This is a genomic window from Lysinibacillus sp. fls2-241-R2A-57, assembly GCF_030209535.1.
Lineage (GTDB): Bacteria > Bacillota > Bacilli > Bacillales_A > Planococcaceae > Lysinibacillus.
The window spans coordinates 1-16,833 of record NZ_JARVRU010000204.1; the positions used below are offsets into that span (position 1 = coordinate 1).

The window sequence follows — 16,833 nt, forward strand, 5'->3', positions numbered from 1 at the left end:
CGACAACCTGATTAACAGTCAGGTGCTACTACCAACTGAGCTACTTCGGAATAATTCATATGTTTTTGTCGTCGTTATCTTGTCGACTTTTACTATTATAGGGACATATCATGTAAACGTCAACCCTTTTTATCAAGTTTTTTTATTCAACTAGTTTTAAGCGGCCTAAACACTTACTACAGCAGTATTTCTCCACATTCATTCTAATTTTCCTTACATATATTTGTTGGCATTTTACACATGTATATGTATAGAGACGACGTTGCTTTTTCTGTGTAGTTTTTGGTATCTGCAATGTTGAACAAAAACGAGGTGCACCTACTTTTTTTAATAGCTCTCGAAAATCTTTGTCACGATGTTGATACCCCTTACCTTCTAAATGTAAATGATAATGGCATAATTCGTGTCGAACAATTCCCTCTACTTCACTAATTCCATACAATTCACACGCTTTTGGATTAATTTCTATATTGTGCGATTGTAAAAGATATCGTCCGCCTGTTGAACGTAATCTTGGATTAAAATATGCTTGATGCATAAATGACTTCTGGAAACTTTCTAATGATATTCTACTGACAAGCTTTTGTAGCTCCTCATTGTTCATAGCTAATTCACCTCTAACAACAAGAATACCACACTGCGTAGTATAGACAGTGTGGTATGAATTTATTACATTTCCATTGTTTGATTTTTAGGAGGAAGCATTGTTAATGCAATGCGCCCTTTATTGACATCTATTTGTTCTACCCAAACGGTCACAATGTCACCGAGAGCAACAACTTCTAATGGATGTTTAATCCGTTTTTTTTGTAATTTAGAAATATGCACAAGCCCGTCCTGCTTCACTCCAATATCTACAAATGCTCCGAAATCGACTACGTTTCTCACTGTACCTTGCAATTCCATCCCAACTAGTAAGTCTTCCATTTTTAAGACATCTGTTTTCAGCAGCGGCTGAGGAAATGCATCTCGTGGATCACGACTTGGTTTCATCAATGTATCCACAATATCCTGGATTGTGACAACTCCAATATCTAATATCCCACTTAAATTTTGTATATCTAGTGATGCAATAGCTTCCTCTGCCTTCTGCGTCCCAATCTCTTTTTTATCAATTTGCGCCACCTCTAAAATCTGCTCTGCTACACTATAGCTTTCAGGGTGAATACCAGTCGCGTCGAATGCATTTTTTGCTTCTGGAACACGTAAGAACCCAATTGCTTGTTCATACGTTTTGGCACCAAGTCGCGGAATTTTCTTTAGTTGAGCACGCGTTGTAAACTGTCCATTTTCTTCTCGCACCTTCACGATATTCTCCGCAACCGTTTTCGATAATCCAGAAACGTGTTGTAATAGCGAAGCTGAAGCTGTATTAACATCTACGCCAACTTGGTTAACAGCAGTCTCTACTATAAATGTTAAGGATTCCGTCAATTTCTTTTGAGAGACATCATGCTGATACTGACCTACTCCAACTGCTTTTGGCTCAATTTTCACTAACTCCGACAACGGATCCTGCAAGCGACGTGCAATAGAAACGGCACTACGTTGCTCTACTTGTAAATCTGGAAACTCTGCACGCGCAACCTCAGAGGCTGAATAAACAGATGCCCCCGCTTCATTGACAATAACGTAGGATACATTAGTTTCAAGCTCATTCAAAACATCTGCAATAAATTGTTCTGTTTCACGCGAGGCTGTACCATTACCAATTGCAATTATAGTAATTGGATATTTCGCTAAAATCCCTTTCACAATTGCTTTAGATTTTGCTACATCTGGTTTAGGAGGGTGTGGATAAATGGCTGTAACCTCTAACATTTTCCCTGTTTCATCTACAACAGCTAACTTACAGCCTGTACGGTAAGCTGGATCAACACCCAATACATACTTCCCTTTCATTGGAGGCTGTAGTAAAAGATTGCGTAAATTCTCAGAGAAAATGTGTATAGCCTGTGCCTCTGCCTTTTCCGTAAGTTCATTTCGTAACTCTCTTTCAATAGAAGGCTGAATTAGACGCTTGTACGAATCCTCTATTGCTAGCTTCACTTCAGCAATGGCTGGTGAAGAACCTGTAGCAGGAATCCATTCCTTCCACATAATCATCAATACTCGATCTACTGGAACATGAATGGCAACCTTTAAGATTTCTTCTTTCTCACCACGATTTACAGCTAAAATACGGTGTGGGACGATACGATTTACAGGCTCTTCATATTCGTAATACATTTCGAAAACGTTTTTTTCGTCTCCCTCTGAGTTTTTTACACCTGTTACGAGTACTCCATCTTTCCATGAATACGTACGAATTTTTTCGCGAATTGCTGCGTCATCGGCAAAGCGCTCTGCTAAAATATCTCGCGCCCCAGCTAATGCTTCCTCGACATTGGCAACTTTATCTTGATCTACGAAAGCCACTGCTAATTGTTCTAAAGCATCACTACGATACTCTAATAGAAGATCTGCAAGTGGTTCTAACCCTTTTTCTTTCGCTATTGTCGCCTTTGTTCGGCGTTTTTGTTTATAAGGTCGATATAAATCCTCTACGCGCTGTAAAACAGTTGCTGTTTTAATAGCTTGTTCTAATTCAGGTGTTAGTTTATTTTGTTCTTGAATTAATCGTATAACCTCTTCTTTGCGTTGCTCAAGTTGCTGTATGTAGTGATAGCGATCCTCTACAGCTTTAATCTGTACCTCATCAAGGGACCCAGTAGCTTCTTTTCGATAACGTGCAATGAATGGCACGGTATTTCCTTCTTCTAATAATTTAATTACAGCCTCAGCTTGACCCGGCTTAACAGCTACATCCTTTGCAATGAGCTGTAACATTTGCTTTTGTTCCATATCATCACTACCTTTTTTCTTTTCATTTTACCATTACACTTTACTAAAAATGCAAAAAAATAGTCTACTCTGAAAGTAGAGTAAACCATTTTAATAAAGTGAAACTTTAATCGGCGGGGGTTTCTTCATCTCTACCGATTATTAGTCTTCACCAATCAGGCTTTTACGGGCAGTTCATCTCCCACATAATTTCTTCACTTTTCGCCATATCTTTGAGATGGGAGTCTTGTACCTGACGCTTCACTTTCGATACAGATAAATCACTACCTGTTAATGCAGTATAAAAATAAGAGGCATTTGCTACTTTTGGATATTTAATTTAACAGCACGCAACACACCACTCAAAAATTTAGAGCGAAACACCATCACTTGTTAGGATAGCTTCTTGCAATTTCTTTATTGCCTTCCTTTGTACTCTAGATACATGCATTTGAGAAATTCCTAATCGTTCTCCAACTTCTTTTTGAGTGAGTTGCTCTAAATATGTAAGTTGAATTATTTGTTGTTCTCGCTCACTTAAAACACTTATCGCATCAGAAACCACCATTCTTTTATTGGTCATTTCATAGCCGCTATCTTCTTTACCCGTAATATCAAATAACGTTACAGGACTACCGTCGGAATTCGACTCTATTGAACGATCCATAGAAAGAGCATGGTAACTACGGCTCATCTCCATAGCCTCTAATACTTCTTCCTCTTCCACCTCTAGTCGATCCGCGATTTCCATGATTGATGGAGAACGCTGCAACTCAATTGTCAATGCTTCCACTGTTGTTTTAATTCGCGGTCCTAACTCTTTTATCCGTCTTGGTACGTGAACATCCCAAGTTTTATCACGTAAAAAGCGCTTGATTTCTCCAATAATCGTTGGCACAGCAAATGCCTCAAAGCTTCGACCAACATGAAGATCAAAACGTCTTATTGCACCTAGCAACCCCAGCATACCTACTTGAACAATATCATCATCATAATATTTACCATTCGAATATTTGCGAGCGATAGACTCAACTAAATATTGATAATGAATCACTAAATTTGTTTGCGCTTCATCATCCTCTGTTGACTGGTACAATGCAATCCATCTCAACACATCTTCCCTAGACGCAGATTTATGTAATGATTCTTTCGACATTTTTTTCCACCTGCTCTCTAGCGACATACTTTGTCATGAAAACAGTTACGCCACCATCGTTATTTATCATCACCTCATCCATCAAAGTTTCCATTAAATAAAGTCCTAAACCCCCTTCGCGTAGCCCTGCAATATTCTCTTCAGGGTGATACGGACCAATCTTCGTCTTTATCTCCTCAAAATTAAAACTATTGCCGTAATCCGCAATCATCATTTCTAGTTTATTTTCATACAAAGCGCAACCGATGACGATTTCTCCTTCTTCCTCATCCTTATAGGCATGATGTACAACATTTGTTACCGCTTCACTTGCTGCGATTTTTAAGTCCTCAATATCATCATAATTAAATCCAATACGACTAGCTAAACCAGAAACCGTTAACCGAATCACACTGACAAATTGCGGTTTTGCAGGAACCCTTATCTCAATATAATCAAATTCCTTCATTTTCGTAATTCCACCTTTTTATCAGTTTCAATATCCATTAAGTCGCTTAAACCAGTAATTTCAAATAATCTTTGTAGTCTACTCGATAAACCAACAAGTTTAACCTTACCATTTTCACGTGATGCTCTTTTATAAAAGGCGACAAAAATCCCTAGACCTGTACTATCCATATAATTAACTTTTGATAAATTAAGCTCTATTTCTAAACCTTCCGTAATCTTCACTGCCTCCAATTCCTCTCTTAGGCTTGAAGCAGTAAAAGTATCTATTTCGCCCTCAACAAATCCGTATAATTTATTATCAAGTTCTTTAAAATGTATCGTCATATCCATTACAACACACCTCCACCATATTTGTGAGACTGTACTTCTTTTCCCGTCATTGCAAAAAATTAAACCTTAAATATCTATTTTTTTAAAATGACTACCGTAAAATCATCTGATAGTTTAAAATCCTGTATTTTTTCAATTTGCTTATAAAGAAGATTACATAAGTGCTGAGCTGATACATGTTTATTCTCCACTATCAATGACGTAATAACCTCCCGTGAATTCAAATCATCCCTCGCTCTGAACTCAGTAACACCATCTGTCATCATTACTACGATGTCGTTATCTTCTAAAAGAATTTCATTATACGAATATTTTGAGTCAGACAACACACCTAGTAATAGTCCTTTCGCCTCCAAAGAGAAAAATTCACCGTGTTTAGCGCTATAATGCAATGCTGGCTCATGACCTGCAGAAGCATATGAAAAAATACTGTTTTGTATATCCAAGCACCCGTAAAACATGGAAACAAACATACTGTCGTCTACACCTTTTTCAATTACTCGATTGATGACTTCTAATACATATGAAGGATCTTTATAAGCGTATTCTAACGTTTCAAGACCATACTTTACCATAGACATACACAATGCAGCCGGAACCCCTTTACCAACAACATCTGTCACAGCTACACTTAAATAATCCTCTCGATTATACAAAAAATGCACATAGTCTCCATTCATCTTACGAATTGGAATCGATATCATTCCTATATCAATACTTGATAGTTGTGGTACGACTGTTTTAAGTAATGTTTTTTGAATGTTTGTAGCAATTTTCATTTCCATTTCATACTCTGCTTGTATTTGTAGCAGGCTTTGATGCTCTCTATGCGCCATTCCGTAATGAACCATTACTTCGATAAGAAAATCATATGCGGGCTGATCTTCAACCATTCTATCCGGAAAAATCTTTCCAACTGCGTTTTTATGAATATTTACAACATCCTCAGGCGAAATATTCTTTTGGATTAATTGACGAGTGAAATTTTGAGCAATGTACAAATTCTTTTCGGTTTGATCGGACATGTAATCCGACAAAATCTTCTCATATTGAGATTCTAATTGTTTCAACATTTTCACATCCTAACGCAACCGTTTTTCAGCTCTTATCGTCGTACCTTCTCCGACAACCGATTGAATAATCATACTGTCCATCAATCGATTAACACCTGGTAAGCCCGCACCGAGCCCTCCTGAAGTGGAATAGCCATCCTCCATTACTTTCCGAACATCTTTTATTCCTGCGCCTTGATCAGTTGCGATAACAACTATTTTCTTCTCAATATCCGTTTCAACTCTTTCAACTTCAATGACACCTACACTTGCATATAAATATATATTTCGAGCTAACTCACTAATAGCTGTAGTGATTCGAGCCTGATCAACAGTGCCAAATCCAAGTGCCTTTGCTTCGTCACGCCCCAGTTGTCTTGCTGCAACTATATCCCACTCAGTAATAATTTCAACCGAAGACCTAAATGTCACTGGTGTTCCCCCAATTCCTTTCGGAGTTTTACTCTTACACTTTTATTCGACCTGCTTGACTATTTTTTACACCTTATTTCAAGCTCTTTACAAAAAATGTACTTGACTGCACATTTCACTGCCTTCCGCGGGTGTAGCATCTCTCGCTCCAAGTACTCTTTTCTCAACTTACTTTTTATCAAGAACAGATTTTGTATTGATCATAAAATTCTATGTATTTTTTCTTAACCCTCTTGAAAATTTTTTCAAAAATCTATTCTAACTATAAATCTTTGCTTTATCTTAAATCTATTAATACCATTTTTGAATAGTAAATTCAATTTATGGTAAAGAACTATTTAAACAAACAATACAAAAAAGCATCGAGATGAAAAATCACCCCGATGCCTCTATACACATATGTATATCAAAATTTAACAAGCCCTAAACTAATCATCAATGCACCGTCAACTTTCTCCATCACAGCATGATCAAGTTGTGTAATACGATCTGTCAATCTTGACTTATCAATCGTCCGCACTTGCTCAAGCAGAATAACCGAGTCACGTTCAAAACCATACTTTTCAGCATTGATTTCAACGTGCGTCGGTAACTTTGCTTTTTGAATCTGTGCAGTAATAGCTGCGATGATGACAGTCGGACTAAATCGATTGCCAATATCATTTTGAATAATCAGCACCGGTCTAGTGCCCCCTTGTTCGGACCCAACTACCGGCGATAAATCTGCAAAAAAAACGTCACCACGTTTTACATTCAAAGTGTCATCCCCCGCTAACGAGACGCTCCACCGTATGTTGTGCTTCATATTCTGCATGCAAGCATTCACTTGCAATTTTCAGATTAATATGAGACATTTCAACATATCCTTTCATCATAGCTTCCCGTATTTGATTTGGTTGCTCCTGCATTAAAACTTTGCGCGACAAAATACGCGCCAAAGATTCACTTTCAATTACTTCCTTTGTTTGTAGAAATAGTCTGTCTTGAACAGCAATTGTAGCTTCTCTTAACCTTTTCTCGTACACAGCAAGCACCTCCAACGGAACCATCCACTTTTCATTACTTCCCATTCTACCATTGAAAGATATTGTTGAAAAGACACGAAATGACACAATATCTGACAACTTAAAGTCCAAGTTGTAAAAATATGTTGGTTGTCGAAGGTATATGCCGATACATTCATCTTGCAATAATTCACAAATTGTGAATTGCTCAGCTTCTTAGTAAATTAACATTTTCTCCAGTTATAGTTCATTCACCAAGTTTTTTAGTTAGCTTTTGTCTAGTATTCATTTGTCCAAAGTAAAACGTTGACACTACTTAAGACCACCTATACAAAATTCTTTTCCTCTATGAAGAAGAAAAATTCTTCTAAGGTGAGACTAAAGTCAAATGTATAATCTAGGAACTCTTGCTGTAATAATGCATGGTACTTCATAATTAATGGTTTCAAGCTTCGCTGCCCATTCATTCATTGCAATAACATCCTGTCCTTGACGACCAATGAGTGTTACTTTCTCACCTATAGCATATGCTTTTGGCAAGGCAACCATACATTGGTCCATACAAATTCGTCCAACAATCGGCATTCTTTGTCCATCAATCAATACTTCTTGTCCACCTAATTTGCGAATTACTCCATCAGCATAGCCTATCGGTATTGTTCCTATCCACATATCAGAAGGGGCTACAAATGTAGCTCCATAGCCAACTGAATCACCTGTTTGTAATTGTTTCACATGTACTAGCTCACTTTCGAGTGAAAACGCTGGCTGTAACGGAAATGGTAAAATACCTTCTACATAAGGAGATGGTGATAATCCATACATTGAAATACCATATCTGACAGCGTCAAATTGTAGATGCGCATTTTTCACTAAGGATGTAGCCGTGTTTGATGCATGAACAAGTCTAGGCTTTTCAGGCAATACAGTTACACATCTCTCAAAAAAATGTACCTGGCTATCGAAGTATGATGTATCCTCTTCATCTGCAGTCGCAAAATGTGTAAATATCCCGTCAACTTCCATATTCACGGTATTCTGTATTGTTTGATAAAGATTCAATAATTCTTGCTCGGAACGAACGCCAATTCTGCCCATTCCACTATCTACTTTTATATGTAGTCTTAATGGATTTTCTTCATTAGCTATGAACGGAGCAGCTTGTTGTACCCATTCGTTTGCAAATACCGTAAGAATTATGCGCTGTTGGGCAGCATACGGTACAAACGAAACGGGTGAAGCACCCAATAGTAGTATGTCTGGTTCTTCAAAATGTGCTCGAATATGTAATGCTTCGTCGGGTGTTGCCACAGCGAGCATTGTTGCGCCTGCCTCAAGTGCTGCTTTTGCAACGGCTACATCTCCATGGCCATATGCATTTGCCTTTACTACAGCAATAATTTGAACATTAGGTCGAAGTAGCTTTTTCAAATTTTTTACGTTTTGTTGGATTGCTTGTAAGTCTACAATTGCTTTGCTTGGTCTAAAATGCTGCTGTATCTTCATTAGAATACCCTCTTTATTTTTTATTAAAACATTATGTATTGCTTAAATTGCCTTTTCTCTACGACTGCACACCAAGTTGTTCTATTTTAGACTATTTTTCTACATAACCTCCATCATATAATATATGACTTAACACTTTCTAAACAGTGTTAATATTCATCAAAACTGTACTATTTTGCTTAATAAGCTACAGCTTTCTTCATGTAGAAAGCTGTAGCTAAAACATTACTTCATACCGCTTTTCGTCATAGAGGCTGCAACTTCCACCATCTCTTCACGAGTCAATTTACTTGACGCTACAAAGAATGCGACGCCATCCTTTTCCCAGCTGATAGATGTATCTGTAATAGCCCCAATCGTAAAGCCTAAATCTACCGGATCACCAGGAGTTGATACTGGTAGCATAGCAGTTCCTTTTGTAACTGGTTGTTGCATTACCGTAAATGCCTTATCACCTTCGAATGTTAAGATGACACGTTCCATTCCACCATCTTGAATAACTTTCTCATCCACCATTTTCGTATTCGCCCAATTGACAACAGGGTAGTGTGTTTGGAACTCTTTATATTCGACTTCTGCACCTACTGCTTCTTTTCCTTCTTTTTCATCTTTGCCGTCTTTGTTGTCAGTGCTCTCTTTGTTCTCTTTGCTGTCTTTTCCATCTTTCGCTGGTGGTGCAGCTTGTTCACCTTTTGTTCCATCTGTTTCCGTAAATTGTTCAACCGCATATTCTTTAGCTGCGTGTTGGACACCTAATTTAATATTTTTAAATGTGATACGGATTTGCTCTTCTTTTACATCATTCATAATTACTACGGAAGTTGGTAGCATTGTTTTCTTATCAACTGTTATAACTTGATGAGGCATACTATTTTTATAGCTATTTCTAGTAGCCGCTTCAAATATATATGCTTTGTCCTCTTCTTTCATGACTAAATTTTTATCTTCTGCTAAATCTTCTGCTAGTGCGCCTATTAAATAAGCCTGACTATTTTTCTTTGGCCAATCACTTTGGAACTTATACATTTTGTTTAAAGTAGGTGTGACTACAAAAACTCCATCTGCGTTTCGCACTATCATTTGTGAAACATCTTTCCCACTTTCTACTACTTCTACTCGATAAAAATCAGGTTTCGTATGCCAAACTGTTACATCATATTTTCTCGGCTCCCCACCAGATTTAATCTCCATCGTAGCGTTCAACTCATAACCATTTGTCTCTGCCCATTTCCCATTAACTTTCTTCAACACTTTTTCCTGTGAGGCTGCACCACATGCCGACAGAAGTAATATCGTACAAAGTAAGACGAGCCATTTAACTATACGGTTGCCCACGCTTTCACCCTTTCTTCTTTCAAATCCACTACGACAATATATGAACCGTATTTGTCAGTTATGTCATTTGAAGAAAAGGCAATATATTTTATCTTCACTAAATAAATTTTGAAGAAAATATAGTGTCAACCTACATATGGATCTGAGTTGCCACTGCTTACATTTGCAATATTACTTGTGCCGCTGCATATTGCTTGGAATGTGTAATACTTACAAATCCATTTACAAGTTCTCCTTTAAAATATAAAACTGGGTTACCAGCTTCTCCTCTTAATATTTCAATATCATGAAGCTTACATTCTTCACCAATCCCTGTTCCTAATGCCTTTGAAAATGCTTCTTTTGCAGCAAATCGTCCAGCCAAAAATTCTATTCTACGAGCTTCTGAATGTGCATTAAACAAAGCTTTTTCTTTTTCAGATAAAATGCGATCTTTAAATTTATTTGTTCTCCCCATTGCTTTAACAATGCGGTCAATTTCTACAATGTCGAGACCAATTCCTTTAATCATTTGAACTTCTCCTTTTCCTATTTCTATAAAGCCATGTATAATAATTGTAAATTGAGGTGGAGTCATGTTTAGTAGAACAGAAAATTTTAAGCAATATACGAAGTATTACCCTGTTGTTTCAACATTAATAGCGATTAATTTAGTTCTTTATGTAATAACTATCTTACCTGGCATAGGAACACTCGTAATGAATTACGGAATCCAGGTGAACTTCCTTATCGAAAACGGTGAATGGTGGCGTATTTTTTCTGCAATGTTTTTACATGCTAACTTTTCGCACGCGTTCTTTAATATGTTTTCACTGTTTTTATTTGGACCAGAGCTTGAAAAAATCGCTGGTAAGGCTCGCTTTATGACGATTTATTTATTATCTGGGATTGTAGGAAACATGGCAACCTATCTACTTCAGGAAAGTAGTTATGGAAGTCTCGGCGCAAGCGGAGCCATATTCGGAATATTCGGTGCATTTGGGGCACTTGTATATTATACACGCCGCACAATGCCTATGCTTCGTAAACTTATTTTACCAATCATTGTTATCAGTGTTATTATGACTTTTTTACAACCAGATGTGAATGTCTATGCTCACTTAGGTGGTTTAGTAACAGGATTCCTTCTTGGACTCATTTACTTACACCCAAAAAGAATTTTAAGCTGGCGCAAACAAAAGATGGCAGGTAAATAACAATCTTGAAGAGGAGTTGTCTTACGGTGATAGCACTGGGGACTACTCCTCTTATTCTTTCTTCAAAAGCGTCATACTCATCTTCTTCCATTCATCTGCCAGAGGCTTTAACTTATTTGCTGAAATAAGTTAAATCATAGAACAACAGTATCCTCTTTCACTCTCTTTTTGTCCATTCAGCTACCGTTAGCCGATAGACAACTTGATTCACATAGTGGTCATAAAACCACTCTACATCCCTTAAACGCCCTTCTTCATTCAATCTAAACACTTTTGAAATTGTACGCGAGTGCAGCGGCTCATCGGACGCCCCCTAGAAGCTTTGCTCTGTAGCGAAAGCGAAGCGGCAGCTACAAATGTTTTATCTGCGCGAAAGCGAAGCGTCAGCGGCAAATGTTTTATCTGTGCGAAAGCGTAGCGTCAGCAACAAAGCGTACAGTCGGAACGGAAATCAACCTCATTTTATGGTGATAATCCTGTTTTATGGCTCATCACCATAGTTGTGGATGACATTTTTAAAAATATATGCACTGTATATTGGTTGATTGGAGTGGAGACTGGGCGACTCCTAGGGGATTAGCGTCACAGATGAGACCCTGGAGCGAGTATCGCGAGTGAAGCGGCTCATCGGACGCCCCCTGGAAAGCGTACAGTCGGAACGGAAATCAACCATATATTTTGGTGAAGTGCCTGTTTTATTCTATTATATACATTTTTTTCCTGTTTTCATAGATGAAAAAACTAATCCTTACTATCAATTGTAAGGATTAGCTAAATAGCAAATTTAATGTTCATACCAGGATAATATCGATTCAGCATCTTGCTGCTCCAAACTCGATACTTTCCCTGTTATACCATTCATCCCTGACATTACCGTTGCTTTTATAGACATAACATTTTTTCTTCTTTGGAAATATGTTTGAGTACTTTCAATAGATTGTATACGTTTTTTCTCCATGAAAAGTGTTATGCGGCTGAACACACGATATTGCATAGTTAATTGCTTTCCATCAATCTTATAACCGGCTGTTTTATGTTGCCAAATACCAAGTAATATCGTTAGCGGTATTATCAACAACGAAAGTAACCCATACGGATACATGAAATAACTACATACTCCAATTATAGGTATGAGCCAAACAAAATCAATTCGGTAAAAAGTTGAACGAGCTCTTTTTGGAGAATGGGTAAACTCCGGACGCCAATTCATATTAGGGAAAAGTTGTTCTAACGTTTGCAGACAATCCTGTTTCTGAATAAGCGGGAATAGAGTAATTTTTTTATCTATCCCATCTTCACCGTTTCCTCCAGCACTCTCAACAACTACAGTTGCAAAGCCAAACAATTGACGCAATGGATTCTCTACAATTCGAATAGCTTGAATTCGATTTAAAGGCAATGTAATTCGCTTTTTCTCAAGCAATCCTTTTGTAATCATAAGCTTTTCATCTTCAATTCGGACTGTATAATCATAATAATTGATAAGAGTAATAACAACCGACACAACCCATGCCACAATAAGGATGAGCATCACTGTTAATGCAACTAAAAATACACCAATTTTCACGAAATCAGCTACCTCGTGAAATACCGTTTCATATGGGATTATATCTGAAAACTGAGAGATGATTGCTGCAAGTCCCGACAGCACGACTCCAATACCGCCTGAAGTCGTTGCCAATACAATTAAATCACGTACTGACATATGATAAATCGTTGGGATCGATACTTCCTCCACTATTGGAAGTGATTGCTCATCAACTATTTGTTCAATTACTTGATTTTTTGCACGACGCATTTCCAACTCTATGACATCTGCTGAGGCCTTACGTATAGCCGTTAACTCCACCTCAGGTTTCCCGTCCTTACTCCCCGCAGTTTCAACCTGCACCTTAACTAAGCCAAATAAGCGATGAAAAATACCCTCATTGTAATTTAAACTTTGAATACGTTCAAACGGGATATATCGCTTCTTTTTAACGAACAAACCGTATTTTACACGTAATTCTCCATCTTCAAACCAATAGACAAATGTACGCCATTTAACAATACCACCAACAAGCGCAAGCAAAGCACCTACTCCCCATACACCGAACAACAAAACCGTCTGAAAAAAATGTTCACTATGAAAATTAAAAGAAAAATTAAAACCATTCGTTACAACAATAATAGCAACAGGTATAATCATGCTTTTTAATGCTTTCGCACTTGTAATAATAGCCGATACTGGGTGTAAACGATTTATTTCCTTAGACATCATCTTCCGCCACCCTTGCTAATTCCGAAATACGTGCACGAAGCCCATCAGCCTCGTCCATCACAAGTGCAGGTATTGTATGTACAGTTGCCGCTGTCGATATTGAAATATTACCTAAGCCATATCTTTTTAATATCGGCCCTTGTGTCGTATCAACATGCTGTACACGCACCATTGGAATGAGTGTACGTTTAACGATAAATAAACCATGTTGCACTTCAATCTCATTTTCACGCACCTCATAGCGCCAGCGTTCCCATCTTATCTTTGGAAATAGATAAGCAGATAAGGTAGCACTTAGTATGACTACAGCAACTGCAATGAAATAAATAAATGATGACCATTCAAAATAATAGGTACAGTAGCATACTATCGCAGCTATGATCAATAACAATAACGTTTGTAATACACCATATAAACGCCACACAGTTAAACCTTTTCGAGAAATTTTATGTATTGGTTCTGCTCTCAAAGTAGTCCCCTCTCTTTCTTTAACTACGTATACGTAATCAGTAATCATTTTGTTTCAAATTTATATCAATTTCGCCTTGGTCACCCGCTAAAAGAAGTTAAAAAAACCTTACAGCCACTTGACTGTAAGGTTTAATCATATTAATAAAGTAAAATTTAGTCTTCGTGACGACGTGGTGCGCGTGAACGACCTTGTCCACCTTCACGGCGACCTCCGTCACGGCGTCCGCCTTCTCGACGTTCTCCGCCGCGTCCTCCACGACGATCTCCGCCACGTCCGCCATCACGACGTCCGTTAAAGCTACGGTTGCCGCCGCGTCCGCGATCTCCGCCACCACGATTGCCAGAACGCTCACGACGCATTGGTAATGGACGTTCTTCAGTAATTGTTACTGGCGTGTCATCTGGCTCTTTTGTTAATGAACGAATAGCAGCAGCTACAACATCAGTTGCATCATGGTTTTCAAGTAATTCTGCCGCAAGTGTGCGATAATCACCTAAATCATTGTTCGCAATAAGACCTTCTAATGTCTCAACAGATAGACGTTGTTGACCCACTAAAGCTTCATCAGATGATGGTGGACGAAGTGGAGTCATACGTTTTTTCGTTGTTTCTTCTACAATACGTAAATAACCCATTTCGCGTGGTGTTACAAACGTTACCGCAAGACCTGATTTACCTGCACGGCCAGTACGACCAATACGGTGAACATAAGACTCAGGATCTTGAGGAATATCGAAGTTATAAACATGTGTTACACCAGAAATATCAAGCCCACGAGCAGCTACATCTGTTGCCACAAGAATGTCAATTTTATTTTCTTTAAATTGACGTAATACGGAAATACGTTTCGCTTGGCTTAAATCACCATGAATCCCTTCAGCAAGGTAACCACGGATTGATAACGCTTGTGCAAGTTCATCCACGCGACGTTTTGTACGCCCAAAGATGATTGCAAGTTCTGGTTGGTGAACGTTTAATAAACGAGATAGAATGTCGAACTTTTCACGTTCAGCAGACTTCACAAAATATTGATCGATGTTATCAACCGTTAATTCTTTAGCTTTAATTTTTACGATTTCTGGATCACGCATAAATGTTTCAGCAATTTTACGAATTGCTGGTGGCATTGTTGCTGAGAACAATAATGTTTGACGTTCAGTTGGGACGTTTTCTAAGATTGAATTAATATCATCGATAAAGCCCATGTTTAACATTTCATCTGCTTCATCAAGTACCAATGTTTGAACATCTTCTAATTTTAACGTACGACGATTAATATGATCGATGATACGTCCTGGAGTACCAACAATAATTTGTGGTCTATTTTTCAGCGCACGGATTTGACGGCCGATTTCTTGACCTCCGTAAACTGATAATAATTTTACACGTTTGTCATAACCAATTTTATAAAGCTCTTCTGAAACTTGAATCGCTAATTCACGAGTTGGAGCAATTACTAATGCTTGGATGTTAGGGTTTTTTGGATCGATTTTTTCGATAAGTGGAATCCCGAAAGCGGCAGTTTTACCAGTACCTGTTTGTGCTTGACCAAGTACATCACGGCCTTCGATAGCAAAACGAATAGTACCTTCTTGGATTGGTGTTGCTTCTTCAAATCCCATACGCTTTACAGAGCGTAATGTAGATTCGCTAATATTTAATTCTGAAAAATTTGTCAAACTTCTCATTCTCCTTTTTTTCCTTTTAAGTTGACAAATGGTTACATTTTCAGATGAAGTTGTCGGCAAATTCGAGCCTGTGTTGTGGAACGTTTCCGTTACTTAAAAATTTTCTCTATATGATGTCACATAGAGCTCTCTTATATGAAAAGGAAAGCCCGGTCTTTACCGAGCGGTTCGATTCTGTCGTAATTATTCACTTTAGAATAAAACCGTTGTGTTCAAAAAAAAGTACTCTTCAACCAAATATGAAGAGTCTTCGTACAAAATGTATCCATTGCTTACACTAGTCTAACATGGCTTTAAACCGTATGCAACGATAACGCATGAGTCGTAATAATCTGACTACTTTGCGGAGCCCTTTAAAAACAATAAAACCTGCGGAAACCATTCAGAACAATCTTCATCATAACATATATGATGCTTCCCTTTATCAGAAAAATACAAAGTTTTTTCGTTCGAGGATAACTTATCATATAGAAATTGAGCAGTATGATAAGGTACTACGCCGTCTAACTTACCCTGTACAATATACACCGGAATTTTGATATCTTTATAATACGGCTCCACTGTTCGGACAAGCTTCATGAATTCTATAGTTGACGCTAAAGGTACATTGTTAAACTTATGACGGTATCGCAAAAACAGTTCATTGTTAGACAGATTGCGATGGTACGCCTCAGCGGCAAGCATTTTAAAATCTTTGACCAGTTGCTTAGGACTCACATATTTGGCAGCTGCACTTAGTAACACAAGCTTTTTCACTTTATAACGCTTGGCTAAGTATAGCGCTATAATTCCCCCCATTGAAAACCCAACTACTATTACTTCATCTACTTTTTTGGCAAGAGCACGAAAAGCAAGCTCGGCATCCATTAACCAATGCTTAGCCGTGAAGCCATGCATTTGTAATTCTTCACCATGCCCGGACAAAATAGGCTCTTCAATCAGCCAATTTGTATGCGTCCGTAAATAGGTAGTAAAAGGTTCTACTTCATACGGTCCGCCTGAAAATCCATGTATACATAACACACCTACTGACATTACTTTCACCTCTAAATGAATGAAAGAATCGGTGAGAGAGTGTCCCACCGATTCCTTGTTTCGTTTAATCCCGCATTAACGGGCAGCAAGACTA

General features: G+C 38.0%; 19 protein-coding genes. 3 read left to right on the forward strand and 16 right to left on the reverse strand.

The window, feature by feature from the left end; genetic code table 11:
- Nucleotides 1-142: 142 nt before the first annotated feature.
- From QRN68_RS24815 to acpS, 12 genes are all read right to left on the reverse strand, one after another.
- Nucleotides 143-604: a SprT family protein gene (locus QRN68_RS24815; protein ID WP_285399960.1), complete on the reverse strand. Its 462-nt coding sequence runs from the start codon at nucleotides 602-604 to the stop codon at nucleotides 143-145.
- Nucleotides 605-669: 65 nt separating this feature from the next.
- Entirely contained in the window at nucleotides 670-2,844 is a 2,175-nt protein-coding gene (locus tag QRN68_RS24820; protein WP_285399961.1) for a Tex family protein, read from the reverse strand.
- Between the two features lie 349 nt (nucleotides 2,845-3,193).
- Nucleotides 3,194-3,979, reverse strand: a complete 786-nt coding sequence (gene sigB, locus QRN68_RS24825) for an RNA polymerase sigma factor SigB (protein WP_285399962.1) — start codon at nucleotides 3,977-3,979, stop codon at nucleotides 3,194-3,196.
- Nucleotides 3,957-4,427, reverse strand: a complete 471-nt coding sequence (rsbW, locus tag QRN68_RS24830; protein ID WP_285399964.1) for an anti-sigma B factor RsbW — start codon at nucleotides 4,425-4,427, stop codon at nucleotides 3,957-3,959. Before rsbW ends, sigB begins: the two co-directional genes overlap by 23 nt.
- Nucleotides 4,424-4,759: an STAS domain-containing protein gene (locus QRN68_RS24835; RefSeq protein ID WP_285399965.1), complete on the reverse strand. Its 336-nt coding sequence runs from the start codon at nucleotides 4,757-4,759 to the stop codon at nucleotides 4,424-4,426. Before QRN68_RS24835 ends, rsbW begins: the two co-directional genes overlap by 4 nt.
- Before the next feature lie 74 nt (nucleotides 4,760-4,833).
- Nucleotides 4,834-5,832 carry a PP2C family protein-serine/threonine phosphatase gene (locus tag QRN68_RS24840; RefSeq protein ID WP_285399966.1) on the reverse strand — a complete coding sequence of 333 codons (999 nt, stop codon included), beginning with the start codon at nucleotides 5,830-5,832 and terminating at the stop codon, nucleotides 4,834-4,836.
- A gap of 9 nt (nucleotides 5,833-5,841) precedes the next feature.
- Complete coding sequence (locus QRN68_RS24845) at nucleotides 5,842-6,243, reverse strand: anti-sigma regulatory factor (RefSeq protein ID WP_285399968.1); 402 nt, start codon at nucleotides 6,241-6,243, stop codon at nucleotides 5,842-5,844.
- A 406-nt stretch (nucleotides 6,244-6,649) separates the two neighbouring features.
- Nucleotides 6,650-7,000 (reverse strand): type II toxin-antitoxin system PemK/MazF family toxin, encoded by a 351-nt coding sequence (locus QRN68_RS24850; protein WP_008177055.1) that lies wholly within the window; start codon nucleotides 6,998-7,000, stop codon nucleotides 6,650-6,652.
- 4 nt (nucleotides 7,001-7,004) lie between these two features.
- Entirely contained in the window at nucleotides 7,005-7,268 is a 264-nt protein-coding gene (locus tag QRN68_RS24855; protein ID WP_083227128.1) for a hypothetical protein, read from the reverse strand.
- A gap of 363 nt (nucleotides 7,269-7,631) precedes the next feature.
- The gene (alr, locus tag QRN68_RS24860) at nucleotides 7,632-8,753 is read right to left on the reverse strand and encodes an alanine racemase (protein ID WP_285399974.1); all 1,122 of its coding nucleotides are present in this window, start codon (nucleotides 8,751-8,753) and stop codon (nucleotides 7,632-7,634) included.
- Nucleotides 8,754-8,978: 225 nt separating this feature from the next.
- Nucleotides 8,979-10,088 carry a LolA family protein gene (locus QRN68_RS24865; protein ID WP_285399976.1) on the reverse strand — a complete coding sequence of 370 codons (1,110 nt, stop codon included), beginning with the start codon at nucleotides 10,086-10,088 and terminating at the stop codon, nucleotides 8,979-8,981.
- A gap of 157 nt (nucleotides 10,089-10,245) precedes the next feature.
- Nucleotides 10,246-10,599, reverse strand: coding sequence for a holo-ACP synthase (gene acpS, locus QRN68_RS24870; RefSeq protein WP_285399977.1), 354 nt, complete (start codon nucleotides 10,597-10,599; stop codon nucleotides 10,246-10,248).
- Between the two features lie 64 nt (nucleotides 10,600-10,663).
- On the opposite strand from acpS, the gene QRN68_RS24875 reads away from it, so the two are divergent.
- The 3 genes from QRN68_RS24875 (at nucleotide 10,664) to QRN68_RS24885 (ending at nucleotide 12,048) form a co-directional block, all read left to right on the forward strand.
- Nucleotides 10,664-11,284 (forward strand): rhomboid family intramembrane serine protease, encoded by a 621-nt coding sequence (locus QRN68_RS24875; protein WP_285399978.1) that lies wholly within the window; start codon nucleotides 10,664-10,666, stop codon nucleotides 11,282-11,284.
- 356 nt (nucleotides 11,285-11,640) lie between these two features.
- On the forward strand, nucleotides 11,641-11,784 hold the full coding sequence (locus QRN68_RS24880; protein WP_285399979.1) for a hypothetical protein: 144 nt from the start codon (nucleotides 11,641-11,643) through the stop codon (nucleotides 11,782-11,784).
- A gap of 114 nt (nucleotides 11,785-11,898) precedes the next feature.
- A complete protein-coding gene (locus QRN68_RS24885) occupies nucleotides 11,899-12,048 on the forward strand; it encodes a hypothetical protein (RefSeq protein WP_285399980.1) in 150 nt (49 codons plus the stop codon).
- A gap of 20 nt (nucleotides 12,049-12,068) precedes the next feature.
- Here the strand turns inward: QRN68_RS24885 and QRN68_RS24890 are convergent, their stop codons facing one another.
- The 4 genes from QRN68_RS24890 to QRN68_RS24905 form a co-directional block, all read right to left on the reverse strand.
- The gene (locus QRN68_RS24890) at nucleotides 12,069-13,541 is read right to left on the reverse strand and encodes a PH domain-containing protein (RefSeq protein ID WP_285399981.1); all 1,473 of its coding nucleotides are present in this window, start codon (nucleotides 13,539-13,541) and stop codon (nucleotides 12,069-12,071) included.
- A complete protein-coding gene (locus tag QRN68_RS24895; protein WP_285399982.1) occupies nucleotides 13,534-14,013 on the reverse strand; it encodes a PH domain-containing protein in 480 nt (159 codons plus the stop codon). The genes QRN68_RS24890 and QRN68_RS24895 overlap by 8 nt, the downstream gene beginning before the upstream one ends.
- A 155-nt stretch (nucleotides 14,014-14,168) precedes the next feature.
- The gene (gene cshA, locus QRN68_RS24900) at nucleotides 14,169-15,695 is read right to left on the reverse strand and encodes a degradosome RNA helicase CshA (protein WP_285399984.1); all 1,527 of its coding nucleotides are present in this window, start codon (nucleotides 15,693-15,695) and stop codon (nucleotides 14,169-14,171) included.
- A 345-nt stretch (nucleotides 15,696-16,040) separates the two neighbouring features.
- Nucleotides 16,041-16,739, reverse strand: coding sequence for an alpha/beta hydrolase (locus tag QRN68_RS24905; RefSeq protein WP_285399986.1), 699 nt, complete (start codon nucleotides 16,737-16,739; stop codon nucleotides 16,041-16,043).
- Between the last annotated feature and the right edge of the window lie 94 nt (nucleotides 16,740-16,833).